This window comes from Pseudorhodobacter sp. W20_MBD10_FR17, from assembly GCF_052119765.1.
In the GTDB taxonomy this organism is placed as follows: domain Bacteria; phylum Pseudomonadota; class Alphaproteobacteria; order Rhodobacterales; family Rhodobacteraceae; genus Pseudorhodobacter.
Genome location: NZ_JBGQOQ010000004.1, coordinates 117,045 through 140,234 on the forward strand (window position 1 = coordinate 117,045; position 23,190 = coordinate 140,234).

27 protein-coding genes are annotated in these 23,190 nt (G+C 58.4%); 3 read left to right on the plus strand and 24 right to left on the minus strand.

Going from position 1 to position 23,190, the window contains the following annotated elements; all coding sequences use genetic code 11:
• Positions 1-261: 261 nt before the first annotated feature.
• From ACEN2J_RS04235 to ACEN2J_RS04245, 3 genes are all read right to left on the minus strand, one after another.
• The gene (locus ACEN2J_RS04235) at positions 262-618 is read right to left on the minus strand and encodes a DUF2332 family protein (protein ID WP_442103556.1); all 357 of its coding nucleotides are present in this window, start codon (positions 616-618) and stop codon (positions 262-264) included.
• The gene (gene pth, locus ACEN2J_RS04240; protein ID WP_442103558.1) at positions 618-1,325 is read right to left on the minus strand and encodes an aminoacyl-tRNA hydrolase; all 708 of its coding nucleotides are present in this window, start codon (positions 1,323-1,325) and stop codon (positions 618-620) included. Before pth ends, ACEN2J_RS04235 begins: the two co-directional genes overlap by 1 nt.
• Before the next feature lie 115 nt (positions 1,326-1,440).
• Positions 1,441-2,070, minus strand: a complete 630-nt coding sequence (locus tag ACEN2J_RS04245) for a 50S ribosomal protein L25/general stress protein Ctc (RefSeq protein WP_442103675.1) — start codon at positions 2,068-2,070, stop codon at positions 1,441-1,443.
• A gap of 176 nt (positions 2,071-2,246) precedes the next feature.
• On the opposite strand from ACEN2J_RS04245, the gene ACEN2J_RS04250 reads away from it, so the two are divergent.
• The gene (locus tag ACEN2J_RS04250) at positions 2,247-3,398 is read left to right on the plus strand and encodes an MFS transporter (RefSeq protein ID WP_442103559.1); all 1,152 of its coding nucleotides are present in this window, start codon (positions 2,247-2,249) and stop codon (positions 3,396-3,398) included.
• Here ACEN2J_RS04250 and ACEN2J_RS04255 read toward each other — a convergent pair whose 3' ends face one another.
• From ACEN2J_RS04255 to ACEN2J_RS04280, 6 genes are all read right to left on the minus strand, one after another.
• Entirely contained in the window at positions 3,399-4,565 is a 1,167-nt protein-coding gene (locus ACEN2J_RS04255) for an alpha-hydroxy acid oxidase (RefSeq protein WP_442103561.1), read from the minus strand. It lies immediately after the preceding gene.
• A gap of 76 nt (positions 4,566-4,641) precedes the next feature.
• Positions 4,642-6,033 (minus strand): glutamine synthetase family protein, encoded by a 1,392-nt coding sequence (locus ACEN2J_RS04260; protein WP_442103563.1) that lies wholly within the window; start codon positions 6,031-6,033, stop codon positions 4,642-4,644.
• A gap of 112 nt (positions 6,034-6,145) precedes the next feature.
• Positions 6,146-7,513, minus strand: coding sequence for an aspartate aminotransferase family protein (locus ACEN2J_RS04265; RefSeq protein ID WP_442103565.1), 1,368 nt, complete (start codon positions 7,511-7,513; stop codon positions 6,146-6,148).
• Positions 7,514-7,537: 24 nt separating this feature from the next.
• Entirely contained in the window at positions 7,538-7,840 is a 303-nt protein-coding gene (locus tag ACEN2J_RS04270) for a putative quinol monooxygenase (RefSeq protein WP_442103567.1), read from the minus strand.
• A 5-nt stretch (positions 7,841-7,845) separates the two neighbouring features.
• Positions 7,846-8,637: a tryptophan synthase subunit alpha gene (gene trpA / locus ACEN2J_RS04275; RefSeq protein WP_442103568.1), complete on the minus strand. Its 792-nt coding sequence runs from the start codon at positions 8,635-8,637 to the stop codon at positions 7,846-7,848.
• A 113-nt stretch (positions 8,638-8,750) separates the two neighbouring features.
• Positions 8,751-9,122: a VOC family protein gene (locus tag ACEN2J_RS04280; RefSeq protein WP_442103570.1), complete on the minus strand. Its 372-nt coding sequence runs from the start codon at positions 9,120-9,122 to the stop codon at positions 8,751-8,753.
• Between the two features lie 115 nt (positions 9,123-9,237).
• Here ACEN2J_RS04280 and ychF point away from each other — a divergent pair, with 115 nt between their 5' ends.
• Complete coding sequence (ychF, locus tag ACEN2J_RS04285; protein WP_442103572.1) at positions 9,238-10,335, plus strand: redox-regulated ATPase YchF; 1,098 nt, start codon at positions 9,238-9,240, stop codon at positions 10,333-10,335.
• Between the two features lie 269 nt (positions 10,336-10,604).
• Positions 10,605-13,262: a CHAT domain-containing protein gene (locus tag ACEN2J_RS04290; RefSeq protein ID WP_442103573.1), complete on the plus strand. Its 2,658-nt coding sequence runs from the start codon at positions 10,605-10,607 to the stop codon at positions 13,260-13,262.
• On the opposite strand, the gene ACEN2J_RS04295 is transcribed toward ACEN2J_RS04290, so the two are convergent.
• The 15 genes from ACEN2J_RS04295 to ACEN2J_RS04365 all read right to left on the minus strand — a co-directional run bounded on the left by ACEN2J_RS04295 (position 13,259) and on the right by ACEN2J_RS04365 (position 23,121).
• A complete protein-coding gene (locus tag ACEN2J_RS04295) occupies positions 13,259-13,459 on the minus strand; it encodes a hypothetical protein (RefSeq protein WP_442103575.1) in 201 nt (66 codons plus the stop codon). The two genes, ACEN2J_RS04290 and ACEN2J_RS04295, sit on opposite strands and share 4 nt — an antisense overlap.
• A gap of 44 nt (positions 13,460-13,503) precedes the next feature.
• Positions 13,504-13,644, minus strand: coding sequence for a hypothetical protein (locus tag ACEN2J_RS04300; protein ID WP_442103577.1), 141 nt, complete (start codon positions 13,642-13,644; stop codon positions 13,504-13,506).
• A 157-nt stretch (positions 13,645-13,801) separates the two neighbouring features.
• Positions 13,802-14,578, minus strand: coding sequence for a succinate dehydrogenase iron-sulfur subunit (locus ACEN2J_RS04305; protein WP_442103579.1), 777 nt, complete (start codon positions 14,576-14,578; stop codon positions 13,802-13,804).
• Positions 14,579-14,590: 12 nt separating this feature from the next.
• Positions 14,591-15,340 (minus strand): FkbM family methyltransferase, encoded by a 750-nt coding sequence (locus tag ACEN2J_RS04310; RefSeq protein ID WP_442103581.1) that lies wholly within the window; start codon positions 15,338-15,340, stop codon positions 14,591-14,593.
• A 3-nt stretch (positions 15,341-15,343) separates the two neighbouring features.
• Positions 15,344-15,640, minus strand: a complete 297-nt coding sequence (locus ACEN2J_RS04315; protein ID WP_442103582.1) for a hypothetical protein — start codon at positions 15,638-15,640, stop codon at positions 15,344-15,346.
• Entirely contained in the window at positions 15,637-15,951 is a 315-nt protein-coding gene (locus ACEN2J_RS04320) for a hypothetical protein (RefSeq protein WP_442103584.1), read from the minus strand. Before ACEN2J_RS04320 ends, ACEN2J_RS04315 begins: the two co-directional genes overlap by 4 nt.
• Positions 15,951-17,753, minus strand: a complete 1,803-nt coding sequence (gene sdhA, locus ACEN2J_RS04325) for a succinate dehydrogenase flavoprotein subunit (RefSeq protein WP_442103587.1) — start codon at positions 17,751-17,753, stop codon at positions 15,951-15,953. Before sdhA ends, ACEN2J_RS04320 begins: the two co-directional genes overlap by 1 nt.
• A gap of 10 nt (positions 17,754-17,763) precedes the next feature.
• The gene (gene sdhD, locus ACEN2J_RS04330) at positions 17,764-18,135 is read right to left on the minus strand and encodes a succinate dehydrogenase, hydrophobic membrane anchor protein (protein WP_442103589.1); all 372 of its coding nucleotides are present in this window, start codon (positions 18,133-18,135) and stop codon (positions 17,764-17,766) included.
• A gap of 10 nt (positions 18,136-18,145) precedes the next feature.
• Positions 18,146-18,532, minus strand: a complete 387-nt coding sequence (gene sdhC, locus ACEN2J_RS04335; RefSeq protein ID WP_442103591.1) for a succinate dehydrogenase, cytochrome b556 subunit — start codon at positions 18,530-18,532, stop codon at positions 18,146-18,148.
• Between the two features lie 299 nt (positions 18,533-18,831).
• Positions 18,832-19,566, minus strand: coding sequence for a DUF4344 domain-containing metallopeptidase (locus tag ACEN2J_RS04340; RefSeq protein WP_442103592.1), 735 nt, complete (start codon positions 19,564-19,566; stop codon positions 18,832-18,834).
• Positions 19,567-19,732: 166 nt separating this feature from the next.
• The gene (locus tag ACEN2J_RS04345) at positions 19,733-20,371 is read right to left on the minus strand and encodes a TorF family putative porin (RefSeq protein WP_442103593.1); all 639 of its coding nucleotides are present in this window, start codon (positions 20,369-20,371) and stop codon (positions 19,733-19,735) included.
• Positions 20,372-20,402: 31 nt separating this feature from the next.
• A complete protein-coding gene (locus tag ACEN2J_RS04350) occupies positions 20,403-21,440 on the minus strand; it encodes a MaoC family dehydratase (protein WP_442103595.1) in 1,038 nt (345 codons plus the stop codon).
• A gap of 66 nt (positions 21,441-21,506) precedes the next feature.
• A complete protein-coding gene (locus tag ACEN2J_RS04355; protein WP_442103597.1) occupies positions 21,507-21,710 on the minus strand; it encodes a DUF1737 domain-containing protein in 204 nt (67 codons plus the stop codon).
• 4 nt (positions 21,711-21,714) lie between these two features.
• Positions 21,715-22,257: an NnrU family protein gene (locus ACEN2J_RS04360; RefSeq protein WP_442103599.1), complete on the minus strand. Its 543-nt coding sequence runs from the start codon at positions 22,255-22,257 to the stop codon at positions 21,715-21,717.
• 15 nt (positions 22,258-22,272) lie between these two features.
• Complete coding sequence (locus ACEN2J_RS04365; protein ID WP_442103600.1) at positions 22,273-23,121, minus strand: HpcH/HpaI aldolase/citrate lyase family protein; 849 nt, start codon at positions 23,119-23,121, stop codon at positions 22,273-22,275.
• Between the last annotated feature and the right edge of the window lie 69 nt (positions 23,122-23,190).

Genomic DNA, 23,190 nt, shown 5'->3' on the forward strand with positions numbered 1-23,190 from the left:
ATTGCAATGTTGCTCTCATAGGCACCCGCTTCGCAAAAGCCGCGTTTACGGCGATAACCAAGCCAGCGGGGCGAGCGACCTCGAGATGCGTTTGTCATCTTGGGTCGTCCCGAGGCGATAGGGATAGCGCGAATGCGAAAGGTTTGGTCCATGTGGCTGAAATTATGCACGCCCTGCGCGGGTTTGAACAACCCGAGGGTGGCTTGCAACCGGCCGATCTCTTCACATTTCCACACGCCAAGGGCAGCCGAGCAGCGGACTTCATGCCTTTGGCGGGCTGTCAAGCCAGCGCATCAAAGTGTCGGGCGCGGATTCGACCGTATCCAGCAAAACGGCCATGGCTTCAATATCGGTATAGCGACTTGGGTTCGTGTAAAAGCTTTGCAACGCAATAGGTTGGCCGTGCAAAGCCATTGCGTGCAGGCCGCCCGCAAGGCGTAGGCCCAAAGCATCGGCGCGGGGGGATGGATCGCCTTGCCAGCCCAAAATGCGGTCGGCCACGGGGCTGCCATGGGTTAGCCCTTCGGCCAAAAGGCGCAAAATGCGGGCGGTAAAGGGCGAGCCGAGGGTTTCGCAAGACTGTGCTTGTGCAAGGAAGCTGTCACGCACGCCAGTCATCAGCGAAACTTGTCAGCCAGTTTTTGCAAGGCGTTGCGGGTGTCAGGCAACTCAGAGTCAGGCTCGGGGGCTTTGGGTGTTGGGGTCGCTTTTAGTTTCGGGCGGCCCTCGGGGCGTCCAGCGCCAGTGGAGGGACGGGGCGGGGCCGCGCGCAGGGCCACAGCGTTGGAAAACTTGGGGCCATCGTCCTCGGCCAAATAGACCGCGCCATCAGAAATACCGCGCAGCAGGTCGTCCAGCCACTCGGCATCGGCCTTGGCAAAATCATTCAGCACATAACCTGCTACGGCGTCTTTATGGCCTGGATGGCCAATGCCCAAACGCACGCGACCATAAGCCTCGCCTAGGTGGGCGTGGATTGACCGCAGGCCATTGTGGCCCGCATGCCCGCCGCCCTGTTTCAGGCGCAGCTTGCCGGGGGCAAGGTCCAACTCGTCATGCAGCACGGTGACATCGGCCAAGGGCAGTTTGTGAAAGGCCATCGCGGCCTGCACGGATTCGCCCGACAGGTTCATAAAGGTTTCAGGTTTCAACAGCAGCACGCGCTCAGTACCCAAACGCCCCTCGGCCACCAGCCCTTTGAATGCCTTTTTCCAAGGGCTAAAGCCGTGATCGGCAGCAATGCGGTCTAGCGCCATAAAGCCGATGTTATGCCGGTTGCCCGCATATTTCGCGCCGGGATTGCCCAAGCCTACAAACATCTTCATCCGTGTCGCCCCTCGTATTGCGCCTTTGGAATAGCACCCAATGGCCTGCATCAAAAATGAAAAAACGCGGCAAGCCAAGGGCCGCCGCGTTTTTAAATCCGCCCGAAAGGTTGGATTATTCTTCTGAAGCTTCTTCTTCTGCTTCATCCGCGGTGTCATCGCCAGACGAACGCAGGCTGGATGGGGCCGAGATGTTGCCGATAACAAAGTTACGGTCGATCGTTGGCTTGGCGCCTTTTGGCAGAGCCACATCGTTGATGTGGATAACGTCGCCAACTTGCAGACCGGTCAGATCAACAGTGATGTGATCTGGGATGTCGCTTGCGTTAACGTTCAGTTCAACTTCGTTCCGTACGATAACCAGCGTGCCGCCTTTTTTCAGACCGGGTGCTTTTTCATGGTTGATAAAATCAACGTGAATAAACAGGTCAATACGGCTGTTGGCGCGCAGGCGCATAAAGTCAACGTGCAGTGGCGTGTCTTTAACAACATCGCGCTGAACGCCGCGGCAGATAACGCGCACGTCTTTTTCGCCTTCAATCTTCAGGTTGAAGAGGGTCGACAAAAAGCGGCCAGCTTTCAGGTGCTTCAGCAGGTAGTTGTACTTCATGGTCAAAGCGATAGGGTCGGAACCGCCACCGTAAACCACTGCAGGTACCAAGTTATCACGACGAGCTTGGCGGGCGGCCCCCTTGCCTGTCCCCGCGCGAACCTCGGCTACAAGATCTGGGATCTCTTTTGCCATTTTAATTCTCCATATGTTAAATCCGCCGCCCTCCAAGGGTGTGCGGCGCGACCGCTGGGCTATAGCGGGGAATCGCTGTCGGGGAAAGGCAAAAAAGACGTGGGCGGCAGGGAAATGCAGGACTTGCCGTTATATTGCATCGTCTGTACCACAAAACCAGTTGGCAGGAATTTGAAATGTTTGGTCTGAATACCTTTGCAGTGGCGCGGCCTGCGTTGGCGGCATTCGCTGCGATGGGCGTGGTCTGGGGCTGCTATGCGGCGACGTTACCCGACATCAAGGCCATGCTTGGCGTGGATGAGGCCGGGCTGGGGTTGTTGATTTTGGGCGCGCCGATTGCGGCTGTGCTGGCCATGCTGGTGGCCCCTGCGACGGGGGTGATGCTGGGGCGGTTTGCGATGCCGCTGGGGTGTTTGGCGATGGCTGTGGCCTTTGTTCTGCCGGGGCAGGCGGGGCTGGCTGGCGGCATGATGTTGGTCGCTTTTGCGGTGGCTATGGCGCTGTGTGGGGCGGCCACGGGGACGCTGGATGTGCTGATGAATGCGCGGGTGGCAGCGATGGAAAACCTGCGAGGGCATTCGCTGATGAACCTGTGCCATGCGGCCTATTCGCTGGGCTATGCTGTGTCGGCGCTGCTCAGCGGTGCTTTGCGCGGGCAAGGTTTGCCGCCGGGGCAGGTGATGCTGGTGGCGGCCCTGATTGCAGGGGTTCTGGGCATGGCTGCGCTGGAAGCAGATGGCAGGATTGACGGATTGGCCAAGCCCAAGGGGCTGGGCGCGGCGGCACTGGGGCGGGCCACGGTGATCGGCGGGGCGATTGTGATGATTGCGTTCCTATCCGAGAATGCGGCGGAAAGCTGGTCGGCGCTGCATATTGAACAGACTTTGGGGGGCAGCCCTGCACAGGGTGCGCTTGGCCCTGCAGCTATGGCTTTGACTATGGCGGTGGCACGGTTGGCAGGCCAAAGCGTGATCGCACGGATCAGCCCGCAGCGGTTGCTGGCAGGCGGCGCGGTGGTGGCGGCAATCGGGGCGCTGGTTGCGGCGGCGGCGAATAGCCCCGCAATGGCCTATGCTGGGTTTATCGTTCTGGGCATCGGGGCGTCTGTGGTGGCACCGACGGCCTTTACGCTGGTCGGCCAAATGGCGCGGCCCGAGGCGCGGGCGCGGGCTGTGGCGCGGGCCACTTTACTGGGGTATTTCGGCTATTTCTTTGGCCCGCCGCTGATTGGGTTTATCGCGGCGGGGTTTGGGCTGAGGGCCGCGTTCGGCGCGGCTGCTGTTGCTTTGATGGCTGTTGTGGCGCTTGCGCCTTTGATGCGGCGCTGATTATTCCGCCCAGTCGCCCTCAAACCCTTTGGGGATCAGCAGGTTATGGCGCCCAAGGTCGGCAATATTGCGTTCACCGCAAAGGCCCATCGTTGTGATTAATTCTTTTTGAATCACGTCCAAGGCTTTGGTCACGCCCGCCTCGCCCATCGCGCCCAATCCGTTCACAAACGCCCGGCCAATATAGGTGCCCTTGGCGCCCAAAGACAATGCCTTCAGCACGTCTTGGCCCGATCGGATGCCGCTGTCCATATGGACCTCAATCTTGTCGCCCACGGCATCAACAATGCTTGGCAAAGCGCGGATCGACGACAGCGCGCCATCCAACTGCCGCCCGCCGTGGTTCGACACCACAATGGCATCGGCACCCACCGAAAGCGCGTTGCGGGCATCTTCTGCATCCATCACGCCTTTGAGGATAACCTTGCCGCCCCACATCTCCTTAAACTTGGCGATGCGCTTCCAGTCGAGGCTCTCGTCAAAGGCCTCGGCCGTCCACGAAGACAGGCTCGACGGGTCAGAAACCCCCTTGGCATGGCCCACGATATTGCCGAAAAACCGCCGCTTGGTTTGCAGCATTTCAAGGCCCCACGGAACCTTGGTCATCATATTGGCAATGGATTGCGGGGTCAGTTTTGGCGGGGCGGACAGGCCGTTCTTCAAGTCTTTGTGCCGCTGCCCCATGATCTGCAAATCCACTGTTATCACGATCGCCGAACAGTTTGCCGCCCGCGCGCGCTCAAACAAACGGTTCATGAAATCATCATCTTTCAAGGTGTAAACCTGAAACCAGAACGGCCTGGTCGTATGCTCGGCCACATCCTCAATCGAACAAATGCTCATGGTCGAAAGGGTAAAGGGCACGCCCATTTTCTCGGCAGCCTTAGCCGCCAAAATCTCGCCATCGGCGTGCTGCATCCCTGTCAGGCCCACGGGCGCAAGCGCCACCGGCATTGCAACATCTTCACCGATCATCGTGCTTGCGGTACTGCGCCCCGACATATCGACCGCCACCTTTTGGCGCAGTCGCAACTGCGCAAAGTCCGAGGTGTTGTCGCGAAAGGTTTGCTCGGTATAGCTGCCGCTTTCGGCGTAATCATAGAACATCTTGGGCGTACGCTTTTTGTGCAAACGCTTTAGGTCATCAATGCAGGTAATCACGGGCATGGCGGTCGTTCCCCTTGTGTGGTAATATTTCCTTACCAATGTATTCCCTGCATTGCAACGTTCTTGGCGGGCCGCGCTAGACCGTATGCAGATACAGGTCGAAATCCACCTCGGAAATCGTCGCCGCGACCCGTGCATATTCTGCGGCTTTGATGGCGACAAAGGTGCGGTGCATATCCTCGCCCAAAGCATCGCGTAAAAAGGCCGAGTTGCGTGCCGCTTCAATCGCGCCGCGCCAATCTACGGGCATGTCACCCGCATCGGCGCCTTCATAGCCGTTTCCGGTGGTTTCTGGCCCCGGATCAACGCGGTGCGCAAGGCCCGCGCGAATGCCGGCCAAAACGGTTGCCGCCACCAAATAAGGGTTGGCATCAACGCCCGCAGGCCGATGCTCGATCCGCCGCGCCTTGATGTCGCCCGCCGGAATGCGCAACGCGACCGAGCGGTTGTTCACCCCCCAAGACGGGCTGACCGGCGCATAGGATTGCCCGACAAACCGCCGCCACGAATTGGCATGCGGCGCAAAGACCAGCATTGATTCCGCCATAGTCGCCCGCAACCCACCAATGCTGTGCAAAATGGTCGGTGACCATTTGCCTTCCACCGCCTCGACAAAAACATTGCGGCCCGATTTATCCAGCATCGACACATGAAAATGCATGCCAGAGCCTGCGTATTGCTGCACCGGTTTGGCCATGAAACACGCGGTCACCCCATGGGCACGCGCCTGCGCCCGCACGATGCGTTTCAGGCGCATCAGGTCATCCGCGGCCCGCATAACGTCTTCGCGGTAATGCAGCGTCAGCTCGTATTGCCCCGGCGCATATTCCGAAATCATCGTCTCGGCCTTGATCCCTGCCGCGGCGGCCCCGGCGTAAATATCTGAAAATAAAGGCAACATGCCGTGTAGGTGATCAACCGAATAGACTTCGGTCTTTGAACTGGCACGCCCGTCCAACACATCGCGTGCTGGCTGCACACGACCATCCGGCCCCCGCTCATTCGCTAGCAAAAAGAACTCCAGCTCAAATGCCCCCGCAGGTACCAACCCCTCATCCGCCAGCGCATCCACTTGCCGTTGCAAGGCATGGCGCGGGTCCGATGTCATCGGTGCGCCTTCCAGGTCGTACATGCACATGAACACCTCGGCCCGCGCAGGCTTGGTGCCATGCAAAGGCACCAAGCTGCCTGGCACAGGCCAAGCGCGCAAATCGCCATCGCCTTGGTCCCAGATCAGGCCCGTCTCATGTACGTCCTCGCCGCAGATATCCAAGCCCATGATTGAGATCGGCAAATGCCTGCCCGATTTGTAAAATCCCAGTAATTCGTGCCGCCGAATGATCTTGCCGCGTCCAATACCATTGGCATCATGTAACACCAAATCAATCGCCTCAACCTCGGGGTGGGCGGCCAAAAATGCCTCGGCTTCGGCGATATCAGACCCTGACGGGCTCAATTCAGTCTTCACGTGCTTTTCCTTCTCGTCTTTCTGTTCGGCCTAAATATCCCGGGGGGAATCCGGGGCACCCGGATGGGGGGCAGCGCCCCCGGCTAGCGCGGCGCATGTTATGCGCCGCAACCTATTGGTCAAAAAGCTCGGCCATCACTTCAATAAATGCACCAATCAAACGGTCCACTTGGCCCTTTTTCGTTGCGGGGCTGATCAGCATCATATTGTGAAACGGTGCGATCAGGCAGCCACGATTGACCAACCCCAAATGCACGGCGCGTTCAACCGGCGCACAATGCGCGGCCGCAGCCTGCGTGCCGTTGTGCAAAGGGTCGGGGGCGCAGATGAATTCCACCCGCGCGCCCACACGCACCACATGCCACGGCGCGCCAACCCCGGTGATCGCCGCCGCCAGCCCCTCCTCTAACCGCACAGCCAGCTTTTCCATATGGGCATAGGACTTCGCGGTCATCACATCGGCTAAGTTTGCACGCAGGGCGGCAAATTGCAGCGGGTTTCCCGATAAGGTGGTGCCCATGCCCGAATGGCCCGCGCTCCGTTTGGCATCATAAACCGCAAAGCGCCGTGCCAACTCAGGCGCAAGCCCCCACGCCGCACAGGCCACGCCACCGGCCACCGCTTTGCCAATCACAAACATATCGGCGGCAAGCCCGTGGCCGCGTGCCCAACCGCCAAGGCCGCTGGAAACGGTGTGGGTCTCATCCAGTATCAACAGCGTGGCTGCCGCATCACAGGCCGACCGCACGGCATCCCAAAAGCCCGCATCGGGCAAGACCATGCAGCAATTGGTCATCACCGGCTCGGCCAGAACGGCCGCCACATCGCCGACGGCCAGTGCCGTTTGCAGCGCGGTAATGTCGTTGAATTCCACCACGACGGCATGTTTGGCGGGGTCTGTGACTTGGCCAACCATGCCCGAACGCGTCACTGTCTCGCCGCCTGACAGTTCCACCATCACATCGTCTACCGTGCCGTGATAGCAGCCGTTGAACACCAAGATTTTAGGCCGCCCCGTCACCGCCCGCGCCACACGAATAGCGCAGCGGTTCGCATCGGATGCGGTTGTCGCAATCTGCCAGCGGAAATTGCCAAATCGTTTGGTCAGCAGCCGCCCCGCCTCTAACGCGTCGGGCGAGGGCAGCATATAGGTTAGCCCGTGACGTGCCTGACGCGCCACAGCCTTGGCCACTGGTGCCGGCGAATGACCAAACAAGCTGCCGGTATCGCCAAGGCAGAAGTCATCCAAGCCATAGCCGTCTACATCGGTGATCTTCGCGCCCTTTGCAGACTCTACCAGCAAAGGAAACGGCATCGGCCAGTCGCGCATCCAGTGCATCGGCACGCCTGCCAGAAACGCGCCTTCGCCCATGTTCAGCGCATGCTGGGTGTTGGGGCGGCTGGCGCTATAGCGCATCGCCTCGTGGGTTGCAAAATGGCGCAGGCGGTCCGTGTCTATTCCGGCAAGTAGCGCAGTCATATCAGCCCCATAAGTTGCGGGCGCTTAGCCGGCCCGTGTCATTTCATTCAAGGTCAGACTTTCGATCCAACCTTTTGTCGCTGCGTTATAGGCTGCCAAATGTGGCGCTTTCATGTGGTCCAGCCACAGCGCCCGGCTTTCCCAGTTTTCATAAAACATGATGAAGTTCGGGTTCTCATTGTCGATATGCATATCATATTGCAAACAACCCGCCTCTTGCTTGGTCGCTGCAATCAGCTTGTGCATCTCGGCGATCAGCGCCTGTTGCTTACCAGGAACAACGTGGATTTGGGCAAGGATGGTCAGAACCATTGTATCGGCTTTCATCTGGGTTATCCGCGATGCGCGCCAGCGGCAAGGGCGGCGACACGGGCCAGAACCTCGGCCACGGGTTTGCCTTCGGCGATATCTTTGACAATGGCCGAGCCAACGACGCAACCATCGGCAATGCCTGCAATTGCTTGGGCTGATTCGGGCGTGGTGATGCCAAAGCCGACGATCACCGGCAGATCGGTTTTCGCCTTGATCCGCGCAACCTCGGGGGCGACATCAACGGCTTGAGGGGCCGCAGCACCCGTAATGCCGGTAATCGATACATAATACACAAACCCGCTGGTATTTTGCAGCACTTTGGGCAGACGCTTGTCATCCGTTGTCGGCGTGGCAAGACGGATAAAATTAAGCCCTGCCTTTTGCGCGGGGATGCACAGTTCGTCGTCTTCCTCGGGCGGTAAGTCTACGATGATCAAACCGTCGATGCCGGCTGCTTTGGCTTGGGTCAGAAACAGATCCACGCCGCGGCTGTAAATCGGGTTGTAGTAGCCCATCAGCACGATTGGCGTGGTATCGTCGCCTTTGCGAAACTCGGTCACCATCGCCAGCGTCTTATTCAGCGTCATCCCGCCTTCCAGCGCGCGTTGGCCCGCAAGCTGAATGGTTTGGCCATCGGCCATCGGGTCGGTAAAGGGCAAGCCGATCTCAATAATATCGACGCCCGCACCCGGCAGGCCTTTCATAATCTCAAGCGAGGTTTCGACATCGGGGTCACCTGCCATGATATAGGACACAAAGGCCTTGCGACCCTCGGCTTTCAGCGCGGCAAATTTTTGGTCAATCCGGGTCATGGCGGTGTCCTTATATGTGTCGCCGTCCGGTTTGCCCAAAGCCGGGCCGGAAATCAATGGCCGTTAGGTGGGATTGGGGACCGAGATCATCCAATGCATGCCAAAACGGTCTTTTAGCATGCCAAAAGCGGGCGACCAGAACGTCGGGCCAAAGGGGTCGGGCCAAAGGGCATGATTGCGGTGCCGCCGTCCAACAGCTTGTCAAAGATCGCCTTGGCCTGTGCGGCATCGGGCGCGTCATGGCTGATGGAAAAGGCCTGCTGCGGCTCTCCGGCCTCACCAGGCGGAAAATCTGACGCGTAGAGGGTCGCCGTTTTGGTAACAAGCTGGCTGTTCATCACCAGATCGCTGTCTGCAAAATTCGGCGGGGCATCTGGCATATCGCGATAGCGAAAGAGGGTCAACTCGCCACCAAACAGCTCGGCGTAAAACTGCATCGCCTCGGCGCAGTTACCTTGAAAATGGACATATGGGGTAAAGGTCATTGCTGGTCCTCCTGCAAGACAGACTGTCAGCATTCAACGCATCTGCCAAGCCTGATGCTTGCGGTTTGCCTGCGTTTCGGCCTATGAGGGCAGGAAAATGAATGGAGATTAGATCATGGGATTTCGCATGGGGATCGTCGGGCTGCCAAATGTGGGCAAGTCTACCCTGTTCAACGCGCTGACCCGTACGGCGGCGGCACAGGCGGCGAACTTTCCGTTCTGCACGATTGAGCCGAACGTTGGCGATGTGGCGGTACCGGACGCACGGCTGGAAAAACTGGCAGCGATTGCCGGGTCAAAAACCATCATCCCGACACGGATGACCTTTGTCGATATCGCGGGTTTGGTGCGCGGCGCCAGTAAGGGTGAGGGTTTGGGGAACCAGTTCCTTGCCAACATCCGTGAATGTGACGCGGTTGCCCATGTTTTGCGCTGCTTTGAAGATGATGACATCACGCATGTTGAGGGCAAAATTGACCCCATCGCCGATGCTGAGACGATTGAAACCGAACTGATGCTGTCTGATCTGGAATCGATTGAACGCCGTCTGGCCAACCTTGCCCGCAAAATCAAAGGCGGCGACAAGGATGCAGGCGATCAGGTGCGCTTGCTGCAAATGGCGCAAAAAGTGCTGGAGGAAGGGCGGCCTGCACGTTCGGTTGAGATCGCGGAAGATGACAAGCGTAACTGGCGTTTGTTGCAGCTTTTGACGTCGAAGCCTGTGCTGTTCGTGTGTAATGTCGAAGAATCCTCGGCTGCAAACGGCAATTCGCAATCTGCCCGCGTGGCGGAAATGGCCGCCAAGCAGGGTGCCGGCATGGTCGTTATTTCGGCACGGATTGAAGAAGAGATCAGCCAGCTTGCCGCCGATGAGGCCGAGATGTTTTTGGGCGAGATGGGGCTGGAAGAGGCGGGCCTCGACCGGTTGATCCGCGCGGGTTACCAGTTGCTGGGCTTGCAGACCTATTTTACCGTTGGGCCAAAAGAAGCGCGGGCTTGGACGATCCCCAAGGGCACGCTGGCGCCGCAAGCGGCAGGCGTTATCCATGGCGATTTTGAAAAGGGTTTCATCCGGTCGGAAACGGTTGGATATGACGATTATATCGCCGGAAATGGCGAGGCCGGGGCCAAAGAAGCGGGCAAGTTCCGCGTCGAGGGTAAGACCTATCTGGTGAAAGACGGCGATGTGCTGCACTTCTTGTTCTCGGGCTAAGGGGTGCCAACCCAAGGTATAAATTGCGCGCGGATGATTGCGTAAGCGTTTGATACTTATTGGGAACGGTGAAAAATCTGACCTACAATTAACCCCTGAATCGCATTGCGGTTTGGGGGTTTTTATGTGCCCGTGGTTGTGCGTGTTTGATGTCATGCTAGCCTAACAACAAAACCGTTGCTCTGCGCAATCTGACAGCCTAGCTTTTTCACATTATGTGCCGGCCATTTAAGGCGCGGTTTATCGGTCTGCATTTTGGGACAATGAGAATGATGAAATTGATAGCGCTGCTGTGTTTACTGGTCGCCCTTGCGGCCCCTGTTCACGCCTATACGCAGGCCGAATTGGAACAAGAGGTTCAACACAGCGAAGATATGTATCGCAGCGGCGATATTCGGGGCGCGCAAAGCTATGCGCAAACGGTTTATGACAAGGCCACGGCGGCGTTTGGGCCTGCATCGGCAGATACGTTATATGCGGGGATCACGCTGGCAAATATGATGCGCGGGGTTGGAGATGATGCGCAGGCGTTGGCTTTTTTAGAGGCTTTATACGGGACGGCCACCGCAAGCTTTACCCAATACGCACCGATCCGGATTAAGGTTTCGGTTGCCTATGCGAATGCCTTGTCTGACTTGGGCCAAGCGCAAAAAGCCTTACCGTTGCACGTTGAAGCGGCGGCGGCGGCCGAAACGCTGCTGGGGGCCGACAATGAAACGACCTTGGTGTTTTACTTTAACCTTGCAAAAACCTATGAGATTTTGGGCTACGGCGAACAGGCGCTGGCCGTGTACCGGCAGATTGAAGGCAGCTATGGGCGGATTGCCAGCCCTGACAATCTGATGCAGCGCGGCAATGTCGCCGCCCAGATCGCCAGAACCCTGTATCAAATGGAAAATGTCCCAGAGGGGCTTGCAGCGTACCGGCGCGCCTTGCCGCTGTTGGCCGACTATTGGGGCCCAAATCATCCCCGCGTGTTAGAGCAAAAACTGGTGTTTGGCTATGCGCTGTGGCGTTCGGGGCAGGACGATGAGGCGGGGGAGGTCGTGAACAGCTTACTTGCCTCTGCGACGGTCGCTTATGGGCCCAACAGCGTGTTTTACGGCGATGTGCTTGAATTGCAGGCACTGACCTTCAGCAAGGGCGGGCTGCAGGCGCCGCGTTTTGCGCAGGCGCTGTCGTTGATGGCGCAATCGATCACCCTGAAAGAGGCGCAACTGGACCCGAACCATAACGCCTTGGGCAGGCCGATGTTGGAATATGCGGCGATGTTGCGCGATGCCGGCCAGTTTGGAACGGCAGCGCAATTTGCGCTAAAGGCCGAGAAAGCCGGTGCTGCAAGTCGGGATCTGTTGATCCAAACCCTTGTTGCGGCGGTTGATGCGGGGCAAATGGCCGATAGCGATGCCGCAGCAGAGCTGTTTCGTATTTTGCAGCAATCCAGTTCATCCGAGGCGGGGTTTGCCTCGTTGCAACTGGCGGCGCGGGCGGCTTTGAATGACGGCGCGGATGCAGCGCTGTTTCGACAAGTGACCGACAGTGCGCAGCGCCAATCCGGGTTAGAGGCGCAGTTGTTAGAGGTCAGCATGCGCCCCTTGGCCGAGCGCGATAGCGTGCATGAGGCGGCTTTGCGCGGGCAGATTGCCGAAAATGCCAGCACCGCAACCCGCGCGCAGGCCGCTTTGGATGCCAATCACCCAAATATCGCCGATCTGATCGGTGGCGGGGCCTTGTCGATACCCGAGGCGCAGGCGTTGCTGGGGGCTGAGGGCGCGCTGGTTGTGGTCGATTTCGGTGGTTATAGGGATTCGCCGGTGTTCGCCATGGCGATGACCGAGGCTGGGGTGGGCTATACCATCTTGCCCGATTGGGCCGATGATTATGCTGCAGCGGTTGAACAGATTCGTACCAGCATTTCCCTAAAGCTGGGCACGCGCGCGGCAGCCCCGCTGGATGCAAGCGCGGCTGCAACGCCAACGCCATTCGCCTTTCTTGACGCGGCGTTGCTGTATGACAGGTCAATCGGGCAGGTTTTTGCGATTAACGGCAAGCGCAAGCACCTGTATCTTGATCTGCGCGGGCCGATGGGGGCCATTCCCCCACAGCTGCTGATTACCAAGCCTACGGATGATAAGACCACCGAGCAAACCGCCAGTTGGTTGGTGCGTGACTTTGCAATTACGGTGTTGCCGTCTGTTTATGCTTTGAAATTAGCGACCTTGGCGAAGGCGGGCACAAAGCCTGCGCTGCCGCTGTTGGGGTTTGCCAACCCTGTCTATACCGCCACCGGCGTGGATGTGTCGGCGGCAGGGGGGCAGGCGTTGCGCGGGTCGCTGACGCCGTTGCCAGAAACCGAAGGCGAGCTGTTGCAAGTGGCAATGGCGCTGAAGGCCCCTGCCGATGTGCAGCGCTTGGGCGTCGCTGCGTCAGAGGCGGCGCTGAAGGGGCTGCCGCTGACGGATTACGGGGTTTTGTATTTTGCGACCCATGGGCTTGTGTCGGGGGATGCTGTCGGGGATGAAGTTCTGGGCGAGCCTGCCTTGGCCTTGACCGGTGGGGATGGCGAGGACGGGCTGTTGACCGCCACCGAGATCGCAAAGCTGAAACTGAATGCCGATTTGGTGGTTTTGTCTGCGTGTAACACGGCGGTCGGGGATGCCCCTGGTGGGCAGGCGCTATCGGGGCTTGCCCGTGCCTTTACCTATGCCGGGGCGCGTTCGTTGATGGTGTCGCATTGGCCGGTAGAAAGCCGGTCGGCTGTGCGGATGATGACGGATATTTTTGACCACCGCGCTGGCGACCCGACGTTAAGTGCCGCAGAGGCACAGCGCGAAGCAATCTTGTCGATGATTGATAAACCGCAGAACCCTGCGTGGTCGCATCCGGCCTATTGGGCGCCGTTTGTGCTGGTGGGCGACGCGGGCTAGCGGCGGGTGCGCAAGCAATCGCGCGGCTCTTTGCCCTGCGTATCCATTTCGGCGTTGCAGGCAGTGCAGCGGTAATGATTTGACCCAGCGGTGCGATCCAGTCGCCAGCGGCACGCACGCGTCAGCGTAGAGTTGCGGCGCGAGAGCCACATGAACAGCAAGGTGCCGAGTAGTAGGATAAGAAGAAGTATAGGCATGGCGTGCTTATGCCATGCCTGCTTGGTGCTGCATAGGGATTGCCTTAGGCCGCTGCGCAATATTCATAATATTCCTGCGGTTCGGCCTGTTTGGTTTGGCTTGGCTGTGGCGCATCATAATACGCATAGGCCTGCGCAAGGATTTCGAGCGCTACTTCAGCGGATGTTTTGGCTTGGTCATTCATTGTGAACCTCGGGTATAACGGGGTTCCTCCCACGGGCAAACTATGCCTGTGGCCGGGGTGGTGCAACGGGCAATTGTGCAATGCAGCGTTGCGTTGGGGGCAGGCCTAATAGGAAAGGCGGTGCCCAAGGCGATTGCTGCGCCTTGGGCAAGTGGTTTTAGACGATGCGTTCGACCATTTTCTTTTTGATCTCGGCAATAGCCTTGGCTGGGTTCAGCCCTTTGGGGCAGGTTTTCGCGCAGTTCATGATGGTGTGGCAACGGTAGAGTTTGAACGGGTCTTCGAGGTCGTCGAGACGTTCTGGGGTTGCTTCATCACGTGAGTCGATGATCCAGCGGTAGGCGTGCAGCAAAGCGGCTGGGCCGAGGTAGCGGTCCGAGTTCCACCAATAGCTTGGGCAAGAGGTGGAGCAGCAAGCACACATCACGCATTCATAAAGCCCGTCGAGTTTTTCGCGGTCTTCAATCGACTGGCGCCATTCTTTGGCAGGCGTGTTGGTTTTGGTTTCCAGCCACGGCATGATGGAAGCGTGTTGCGCATAGAAATGGGTAAGGTCGGGGATCAGGTCGCGGACCACGGGCATGTGCGGCAGCGGGTAGATTTTGACATCGCCCTTTACCTCATCAAGGCCATAAATGCAGGCGAGCGTGTTGATGCCGCCGATGTTCATGGCGCAAGACCCGCAGATGCCTTCGCGGCAGGAACGGCGGAAAGTAAGCGTCGGGTCAATCTCGTTTTTGATCTTGATCAGCGCGTCGAGGACCATCGGGCCGCAAGTATCCATATCAACGAAATAGGTATCAACCCGTGGGTTTTCGCCATCATCGGGCGTCCAGCGGTAGATGCTGAATTTGCGAATGTTGGTGCCGCTGGGTTTTGGCCAGGTTTTGCCGGTGCGGATGGTGGAGTTTTTGGGCAGGGTGAATTGAACCATGGGTCCCTCTCCTTAATTAAGAACGGTTGTGGGGGCCGGGGCGTCTGGCTGCCACCGGGTGAAAAGAACGTCCATCAGGCGGGGTGCGCCGCCACCTTTGCCATCGCCTGTCATCCGCAGAACATCGCGGAATTCAAGGCCTGCGGCGGCAAGGCGGGTGATGAGGTGCGATGGCGGGGTGAGGCCAGTAAAACGCTGGGTCAGCGACATCTCAAGAATCACAAAGTCGGTGCGCCGCAGGGTTTGGCTGGCGCCTTGCAGGACGTCATCCTCAAACCCTTCGGTATCAATTTTAAGGCCGACACGGCCGGGAAATTGGGCTGCAATGGCATCGAGCGTGGTGACGGGGACCTGACGGGTTTCGGTTTTGGTGAACTTGGCCGACAGGCGGTCGGTGCGTTGGCGCAGGCTTGCCATCGCGCCTTGTTCGCCTTTTGCAGAATGCGGGATCGTCAGGGTAAGTGTGCCGTCAGTTGCACCCAGAGCGGTTTCAAAAAACTGCGCATCGCGGGGCGCATCGGCCCTCGTCAGCGCCACGCGAGATTCGTGGCGCGGGTCGATCAGCGCAAAGCGCGCGTTCGGGAAGGCTTGGTATAGCAGTGGGGTGCCGGTATCGACGCCAACATCAAACACCACATCAGGGGCAAGGCCAAAGCATTGCAGGTGTTCCGCGCGGGATTTATCGGCATTCGCCGCCAGCCCTTTGCGCCGCAAAAAGCGGTTCACTTGGGCGCGGTCAATTTTGGCTGGGGCGGCTGACACGGCTTAGCCCTTCCAATCCGAACGAGAGTAGAGCGGTTGGCTGGGCGGTTGGCCGGATTTTTGAAAGACGCATTGGTCATAAACGGCTGAAGGATCACGGCCCATTATATAGTCAGAGCTGATGCCAAGCGACACTTTGGCGAGGCCTTTGCCATCACTGCCAACCCCAACACCGACCGAGCCATGTGGGCCAGAGGCATCATAGGCGCGGGCAAGGCATTCGCGTTCCGCTTGCGCAACAGAAACCGGGCCGCAGGCGGCCATAGTCAGCAAGCAAGCAAGAACGCAAAGCCGGATCATAGTGTCAGCCCCGGAATGCCTGCGCGCAAGACGCATTGCATGGTGTTGGGGCGTTGTAGGATCGTGGCAACGGTTTGCACCGTGGTGCTGCCTGCGCGGGTGCCGACATCTTTCGCAAGCGAGATGATCTCGGATTTTTCGGCATTGTCGAGCACGCAGATGGTCACCGCCTCGGCCTGAGGGCCGGGGAGACGTTGTTGTACGACAGGCCGGACCACAGTTTTCGCCGTGGCGCGCAGCACATCGAGACCCGCATCGCCCGTAGACGTGCAGGCCGCAATGCAAAGCGTTAAGGCAAGGGCTGCCCGCATCAGTAGACCCGCGCTTTGGGGGCGATCTTTTTCAGATCAATCCCGCCGTTCTCATGCTTGGTCAGTGGGTCCATGTGGACAGGGCGCGAGGAGAGCGTAACCTTGTTGCCATCGACATGCGCAAGCGAGTGAACGCGCCAATTTACATCGTCACGATCGGGGTAATCTTCGTGCGCATGGGCGCCACGTGATTCCTTGCGGGCCTCGGCTGCGACGATGGTGGCAAGGGCGTTGGGCATCAGGTTGCCCAGCTCCAGCGTTTCCATCAGGTCCGAGTTCCAAACCATCGAACGGTCTGTGACCTTCAGATCATTCATCTTCGCGGCGATCTCGGTCATTTTCACGACACCTTCGGCCAGCGTTTTATCGGTACGGAACACGGCAGCATCGGCCTGCATGGTTTTCTGCATTTCAAGGCGCAGATCGGCAGTTGGCACCGCGCCGTTGGCATGGCGCACTGCGTCGAAGCGGCCAAGCGCTTTATCCACTTCGGCCTTATCAACCGGAGCTGGGCGCTCGCCGGGTTTTACGATTTCGCCCGCGCGGATAGCAGCCGCGCGGCCAAATACCACAAGGTCGATCAAGGAGTTCGAGCCCAGACGGTTCGCTCCGTGTACGGACGCGCAGCCTGCCTCACCCACAGCCATCAGGCCGGGGAAGATGGCGTCGGGGTTGCCCGGCGTTGGGTTCAGCACTTCGCCAAAGTAGTTGGTTGGAATGCCGCCCATGTTGTAATGCACGGTCGGGATAACGGGGATAGGCTCTTTTTGCAGATCGACGCCAGCAAAGATGCGGGCGGATTCCGAAATACCCGGTAGGCGGAGGTCAAGCGTTGCCTTGGGCAAGTGGTTCAGGTTGAGGTGGATGTGGTCCTTATTCGGGCCAACACCACGACCTTCGCGGATCTCAATCGTCATACAGCGCGACACAACATCGCGCGAGGCGAGGTCTTTGTAGGTCGGTGCATAGCGTTCCATGAAACGCTCACCTTCCGAGTTGGTCAGGTAGCCGCCTTCGCCGCGCGCGCCTTCGGTAATCAGGCAGCCCGAGCCGTAGATGCCGGTGGGGTGGAACTGCACGAATTCCATATCTTGCAGCGGCAGGCCAGCGCGGGCAACCATGCCGTTACCGTCGCCGGTGCAGGTGTGGGCCGAGGTGGCGCTGAAATAGGCGCGGCCGTAACCGCCAGTCGCCAGAACGACCATCTTGGCGTTGAAGACGTGGATCGTGCCATCGTCAAGCTTCCATGCCACGATACCGGTGCAGCGACCATCGGTCATGATCAGATCAAGCGCGAAATACTCGATAAAGAATTCAGCGTTGTTCTTGAGGCTTTGGCCGTAAAGCGTGTGCAAAATCGCGTGGCCGGTACGGTCAGCCGCGGCACAGGTGCGCTGTACGGGCGGGCCTTCGCCAAATTCGGTGGTGTGGCCGCCAAAGGGGCGCTGGTAAATCTTGCCCTCTTCGGTACGCGAAAACGGCACGCCGTAGTGCTCCAGCTCATACACCGCTTTCGGTGCTTCACGTGCGAGGTATTCCATCGCATCCGTATCACCCAGCCAGTCAGAGCCTTTGACGGTGTCATACATGTGCCACTGCCAGTTATCCGGCCCCATGTTCGACAGGCTGGCCGCGATGCCGCCTTGGGCCGCGACTGTGTGCGAACGGGTTGGGAAAACCTTGGTTACGCAAGCGGTGCGCAGGCCTTGTTCAGCCATGCCAAGTGTGGCGCGCAGGCCAGCGCCGCCAGCCCCCACGACAACAACGTCATATTCGTGCGTTTCATATTCATAAGCGGTCATGGTCAATCCTTCAGAGCGCGATACGGACCAAGGCGAAAAGCCCGGTCGCGGTGATCGCGTAAGAGAGTGAAATGGCGAGGATGACGAGCGCCTTGCGGGCCGAGCCCTTGGCGTAATCTTCGATCATCATGGTGGCGCCTTTGGCAAAGTGCTGCATGCCGACAAACAGCACAAGCGCGGTCAGGATGGCAGTAAACGGGTGGCTAAAGGCTGCGACCACCTCTTCTTGGGTGCCGCCAAGGGCCGAACCGAAGATGTAAATCCATGTTGGCACCATAAAGGCGAGGGCCACGGCCGACACGGTCATATACCAGTGATGTTCGGTTCCGGTATGGGCCGAACCTTTGCCGATGGCGCGTTTGCGGTCTGTTAGGTAACGCATGATCGCCCCCTTATTGCACAAGAATGATGGTGATGATGGTCAAGACCACCGAACCGCCGATGATGCCCCAGCCCAGCTTTTCAGCGGTTGGGATATCAAGGCCTTTGCCAGCGTCAAAATAGAGGTGACGCAGGCCTGCGAGGTAGTGATACCAGACCGCCCAAAGCGAGCAGGTAAAGACCAGATCGCCGAACCAAGAGGTTGCTACCGCGTTGGCCGTGGCGAAATACGCGGGCGAGGTCGCGGCGGCGAGCAGCCACCAGACCGCCAGCAAGGTGCCAACAATCAACCCGTTGCCTGTGATGCGCGTCAGGATCGACGTGATCGACGTAAGCTGTGGGCGGTAAATTTGAAGGTGGGGGGAAAGTGGGCGTTCAACCCGCTTTGTTTCGGCCATAATCATTCCCTCGTGGCTGCGCCTAACGGGACGGGCCCGTATAAAGGCTATCTGCTTTGCTTATGAATAGCGTATTTTTAGCCTGAGTCACGCCTTGTCGCAGAAAAAACAACCAAAATTTGCAATTCACCGCGTGAAAATGGAATATGTGATCACGAAATTACGCCTCGTGATCACAATGCTGAGGTGAATCTGCGGATTTGACAAGATTGCAGAGCCGAGGCGGGACGATCGCCCAAGAGTCCCTGCGGATGTGAAGCGATTATGCTGCTGGCGGCGCGGGGCTAAGTGGTATGTGATCACAAATCATTCGCGATAGCCTGGCGTTGCAAGAAATCGACATATTCGGTGCAAATCGTGATGGCCGTCGTTTCAGGATCGTAAAACGCGTTTTCCTCACCACAGGATTCCAGCTTTACGGCGATTGATTTGGGCAAATGATAGCTTGAATTCAGCTCGTGTATTTCATCGGCCAAAAGCGCGCCGATCTCGCTAGAGGTTTCGCCGTTAAACTGGATGGATTTAGACGGCTTTTGTGTTTCCAGCGGTTCCAGAACGGCGGCCCAAGAGTCCGCAGCCAGATTGAATTCATCGACGCAACTGGCCGCTCGTTCCTCTGGCAGCTCAAAGTCTTGGGCGAGTTCGGCGCGGGTTTCGGGGTCTGCGCCGTAGAACAGGCAGACCTGATTGTAATAGCGTTGCATATCAAGACCGTGAACATCCCAATAAGCGGGGTCTTCGTTCTCTTGCGCGGCAAGTTCAAACGACAGGGCGGTCAAGGCGGTGATGGATTGCGCCGCGTCTTCTTCCCAAAAAGCATCAAGCAAGACCACCGACAAGATGTCGGCAGCATCCTCTTCTTGGCCCAAAACGGGGGCGTCTGTGATATTAATCAACGCGTGACCAAATTCGTGATACAGGGTCGAAATGATGTTGGCCGTCACGAAATCTTGCGCGCCATCCGCGCGCAGCGGTTGGGGGAAGGCAAGTAGCACGAGAGAGAGCAAGGCTGAGGCGGAAAAGACGCGGAACATCAGATATTCCTTTTGGCAATGGGCTACGTTGATGGTGCGCGCCAATGTCTGACAGGTTGGGGCAGCCTACAAGTGGTAAATGCAAGCGGCCCAGTGGGAAAACGGCGGCATGTGGCACAGGTGGCTAGGCCAAGTCTGCGCCACATGCCGTCGTATATCCCGCCAATCAGCGCGAAAGCAGCGTCGTGTCAAAGGCAATGCCAAGCACCAGACGGCCTTTATCATCGCTGGCATCGTGATAGCGCAGATCCATCGTTGATTTTTCGTTCAAGCTATAGGTGACGCCAGCATCGGCATAGGTCGCGCCCCATTGCTCGTGGCCAAGTGCTCCCGACAGGCTGAAAGTGTCGTTCATCGCATATTCGCCCGAAAGCTCTAGCGTCTTGATCTTGGACGACGGGTCGTAAGAGATTTGGCCACCGGCCGAAGCTGCATCGGAAAGCGCGTAGGTCATGCCTAGCGCGAATTCACCGCAGCAATTGCCTGAAGTGTTGTACAGGTAGCGGGTATAGCCAAGGTCATAACTAAGCCCGTTGGCCAATTCATTGCGGTAGCCAAGGGACAGGTCGGTTTCGGTGTTATCGGTGCCATCATTCAGCGATGACATCCAGACTCCAGCATAAACGCCGGAAGCGCTGCCTTCGACATAGCCCTGAATTGCGGGCTTATCGTCTGACAGCGAATGGCCGCCCGAGACATAGTTGCTGGTAAGGGCAAGGCCACCGGTGATCTCAACCGATTGGGCAGCAGCAGGCATCGCCAGCCCGATAAGGGTGGCAGGCATAAGGAAGATGCGCAAACGCACGGAATTCTCCGAAAATATAGGGTTGAGGAGGTTAGAGGGGCATGAGCGCCCAATAGTCGAGATCCAAAAGCACGGATGGATCATACTTACCGTTCTCATCACGCAAAGCAAAGGGTTTCGCGCCGTGTTTTACTGCAACAAGGCGCAGGCGGATGGCACCCACACTAGGGGCATCAGTTTCGGCTTTGTCCAGCACCTCTGACCATGCCCTCACGGTATCACCGCTAAAACAAGGGTTGGCGTGGGCACCCGCGTTCAAGGCCACGATCATTTGGGCGTTGGCCAACCCGTTAAACGACAAAGCGCGCGCAAGGCTGATGATATGGCCGCCATAAATCAGGCGACGGCCATCCTCGCGGTTGGTGGCGTCAAAATGCACTTTGGCGGTGTTTTGCCACAGGCGGGTGGCAAGCATATGCTCGGATTCCTCAATCGTAACGCCGTCGACATGGTCGATTTGCTCGCCGATTGCGTAATCGCCCCAGCGGTGCGGTTCGCCTGCCAAAGTGAAATCATAGTTTGAGAAATCGAGACCCTCAGGGATGACGATGCGATCAGGGGTGACGGTTTCGGGTAGGTCGGGAAGGGTGGTTTCAGGCGCGGCGGTATCGCGGTTTTTGCGGACCATGACCCAGCGCACATATTCCAGAACCGGCTCATCGCGTTGGTTCAGGCCGGTGGTGCGGACATAGACCACGCCGGATTTGCCGTTAGAGTTTTGTTTTAGCCCGATGACGGTGCTTTCTGATCGCAGCGTATCGCCGGGGTAGACGGGCGCAAGCCAGCGACCATCGGCATACCCGAGGTTGGCAATGGCGTTCAACGAGATATCAGGGACGGTTTTGCCGAACACGGTGTGAAAGGCGATAAGGTCATCGAGAGGAGAGCCTTCTAGCCCGCAATTACCCGCGAAGTCATCTGAGGAATAGAGCGCGGTGCGGGCGGGGTAGAGCGCGTGGTAAAGGGCGCGTTCGCCTTCAGCCACTGTGCGGGGAACGGCATGTTGGATGGTCTCGCCCAAGGTGTAATCTTCGAAAAAACGGCCGGCGTTGGTTTTGGGGGTATTCATGGGGCTGTGTCCTTGAGCAAGGTGCGGCGGGCAAGTGTGGTGCGCCGCAGCGCACCAGTGTTGGGGCTATTGCTGGCCGAGTTTGGTTTCTGGCGTGTAGGTGCCGGGGGCCTCTTTGGTCACGGCTTGGCCGCAGCGCATGACACCTTTGGCTTCGTCCCACGCGTAGGTGGGGCTGCCGTACAGCTCCCACCCTTTGTTCAGGGCATCGGTGACTTTGTGGCAAAATGCCGATGTGTCTTCTTCGGTCAGCAGGCGGTACAATTTCATGGCATTATCCAAATGGGTTATAGCCGAGCCAGATATGGATGGCGGCGGTAATTGAGAAGGCTATGAGCGTGGCGACCACGGCAGTGATTTCCTTTTTAACAGGCACGTCGCGGTAAGGGGCAGGCGGGGCCACGCGGTTCAGCACGATAACCTCGGCCAGCGCCCAAGCGAATAGGCCGCCGAACAGCAGGAATGAGGGCGTGTCGCCGTTCACCAGTAGGTGGGCGATGGCCCACACCTTAACGGCCGTTAGCTGCGGGTTGCGGACCCATTTGGTGATGCGGGTTTTCGCGGCGGATGAAGCATAGAGGTAAAAGGCCAAGATCATCAGCAGGTTATTGATGCCGGTCATCGCGGGGCTGCGGCCCCAAAAGAACGTGCCCTCGGCGCTGCGATAGCCGATGACCATCAGGATGATCGCCAGCACCGAGCCTAAGGCCACGATCGCCTTGCCCTTGTCGCCAAGCTGCGCGCGGCTGTCGGGGGAAATGCGTTTCCAGAAATGGACGCCGGACCAGAGGATGAGGCCGAGGAGGATGAGGAGCATATTGAGCCTTTGGGTTTAAGATTGCGCGGCGATGGCCGCAGCTTTTGCCAAAGTCGCCTCTGCCGTGACAATATGCAAGTTCTCTACGATTTTACCATCCACAACCGCGACGCCCTGACCCGCGGCTTTTGCCGCGTTAAAGGCATCGATCTGGCGCTGGGCGAGGGTGATTTCGGCCTCGCTTGGCGCAAATGCAGTGTTGGCGATGTCGAGCTGCGCGGGGTGGATCAGGGTTTTGCCGTCAAAGCCCATGTCGCGACCTTGGTCGCATTCGGCCTTCAGGCCCGCATCATCTTTGAAAGCGTTATAGACACCGTCGATGATGGTCAGGTTGTGCGCTTTGGCAGCCAGCAGGCACAGGCCGAGGCCTGCCTGCATCGGCAAACGGTCGGCGCGAAAACGGCTGTTCAATTCTTTGGCCAAGTCATTCGTGCCCATAACCATGCCCGCAAGACGGGGATGGGCGGCAATTGCGGTTGCGTTCAGCATCCCCAGCGCGGTTTCCATCATCGCCCAAAGCGGGGTATAGGGGATCATCTCGGCCACGGCATCCAGATCTTCGGGGGTTGAAACCTTGGGGATCAGCAGGGCGTCGATATCTGCGCCGACAAAGGCCGCGATATCATCGGCACCCCATTCGGTATCGAGCCCGTTCACGCGCACAATTTTTGCACGGTTGCCGAAACTTGCGGATGCCAGCGTTGTAACCAGCAGTGCGCGGGCGGCGATTTTTTCGTCGGGGGAAACGGCGTCCTCAAGGTCAAAGATGATCGCATCAGTGGCAAGGGTTTGCGCCTTTTCCAGCGCGCGCTCTTTTGAGCCGGGGATGTAGAGGGCGGAACGGTACGGGCGGGTGGTGGACATGATTCTCTCCCAAGCAATATTGTTGCGCTAGGGGGCATGATTTTGGCACATTCTTCAACCCCAAATTTG

Coding starts and splice junctions, on each gene's coding strand:
- ACEN2J_RS04235 (WP_442103556.1), bottom strand. CDS start 618: ATGACTGGCGTGCGTGACAGCTTCCTTGCACAAGCACAGTCTTGCGAA.
- pth (WP_442103558.1), bottom strand. CDS start 1,325: ATGAAGATGTTTGTAGGCTTGGGCAATCCCGGCGCGAAATATGCGGGC.
- ACEN2J_RS04245 (WP_442103675.1), bottom strand. CDS start 2,070: ATGGCAAAAGAGATCCCAGATCTTGTAGCCGAGGTTCGCGCGGGGACA.
- ACEN2J_RS04250 (WP_442103559.1), top strand. CDS start 2,247: ATGTTTGGTCTGAATACCTTTGCAGTGGCGCGGCCTGCGTTGGCGGCA.
- ACEN2J_RS04255 (WP_442103561.1), bottom strand. CDS start 4,565: ATGCCCGTGATTACCTGCATTGATGACCTAAAGCGTTTGCACAAAAAG.
- ACEN2J_RS04265 (WP_442103565.1), bottom strand. CDS start 7,513: ATGACTGCGCTACTTGCCGGAATAGACACGGACCGCCTGCGCCATTTT.
- ACEN2J_RS04270 (WP_442103567.1), bottom strand. CDS start 7,840: ATGAAAGCCGATACAATGGTTCTGACCATCCTTGCCCAAATCCACGTT.
- trpA (WP_442103568.1), bottom strand. CDS start 8,637: ATGACCCGGATTGACCAAAAATTTGCCGCGCTGAAAGCCGAGGGTCGC.
- ACEN2J_RS04280 (WP_442103570.1), bottom strand. CDS start 9,122: ATGACCTTTACCCCATATGTCCATTTTCAAGGTAACTGCGCCGAGGCG.
- ychF (WP_442103572.1), top strand. CDS start 9,238: ATGGGATTTCGCATGGGGATCGTCGGGCTGCCAAATGTGGGCAAGTCT.
- ACEN2J_RS04290 (WP_442103573.1), top strand. CDS start 10,605: ATGATGAAATTGATAGCGCTGCTGTGTTTACTGGTCGCCCTTGCGGCC.
- ACEN2J_RS04295 (WP_442103575.1), bottom strand. CDS start 13,459: ATGCCTATACTTCTTCTTATCCTACTACTCGGCACCTTGCTGTTCATG.
- ACEN2J_RS04300 (WP_442103577.1), bottom strand. CDS start 13,644: ATGAATGACCAAGCCAAAACATCCGCTGAAGTAGCGCTCGAAATCCTT.
- ACEN2J_RS04305 (WP_442103579.1), bottom strand. CDS start 14,578: ATGGTTCAATTCACCCTGCCCAAAAACTCCACCATCCGCACCGGCAAA.
- ACEN2J_RS04315 (WP_442103582.1), bottom strand. CDS start 15,640: ATGATCCGGCTTTGCGTTCTTGCTTGCTTGCTGACTATGGCCGCCTGC.
- ACEN2J_RS04320 (WP_442103584.1), bottom strand. CDS start 15,951: ATGCGGGCAGCCCTTGCCTTAACGCTTTGCATTGCGGCCTGCACGTCT.
- sdhA (WP_442103587.1), bottom strand. CDS start 17,753: ATGACCGCTTATGAATATGAAACGCACGAATATGACGTTGTTGTCGTG.
- sdhD (WP_442103589.1), bottom strand. CDS start 18,135: ATGCGTTACCTAACAGACCGCAAACGCGCCATCGGCAAAGGTTCGGCC.
- sdhC (WP_442103591.1), bottom strand. CDS start 18,532: ATGGCCGAAACAAAGCGGGTTGAACGCCCACTTTCCCCCCACCTTCAA.
- ACEN2J_RS04340 (WP_442103592.1), bottom strand. CDS start 19,566: ATGTTCCGCGTCTTTTCCGCCTCAGCCTTGCTCTCTCTCGTGCTACTT.
- ACEN2J_RS04350 (WP_442103595.1), bottom strand. CDS start 21,440: ATGAATACCCCCAAAACCAACGCCGGCCGTTTTTTCGAAGATTACACC.
- ACEN2J_RS04355 (WP_442103597.1), bottom strand. CDS start 21,710: ATGAAATTGTACCGCCTGCTGACCGAAGAAGACACATCGGCATTTTGC.
- ACEN2J_RS04360 (WP_442103599.1), bottom strand. CDS start 22,257: ATGCTCCTCATCCTCCTCGGCCTCATCCTCTGGTCCGGCGTCCATTTC.
- ACEN2J_RS04365 (WP_442103600.1), bottom strand. CDS start 23,121: ATGTCCACCACCCGCCCGTACCGTTCCGCCCTCTACATCCCCGGCTCA.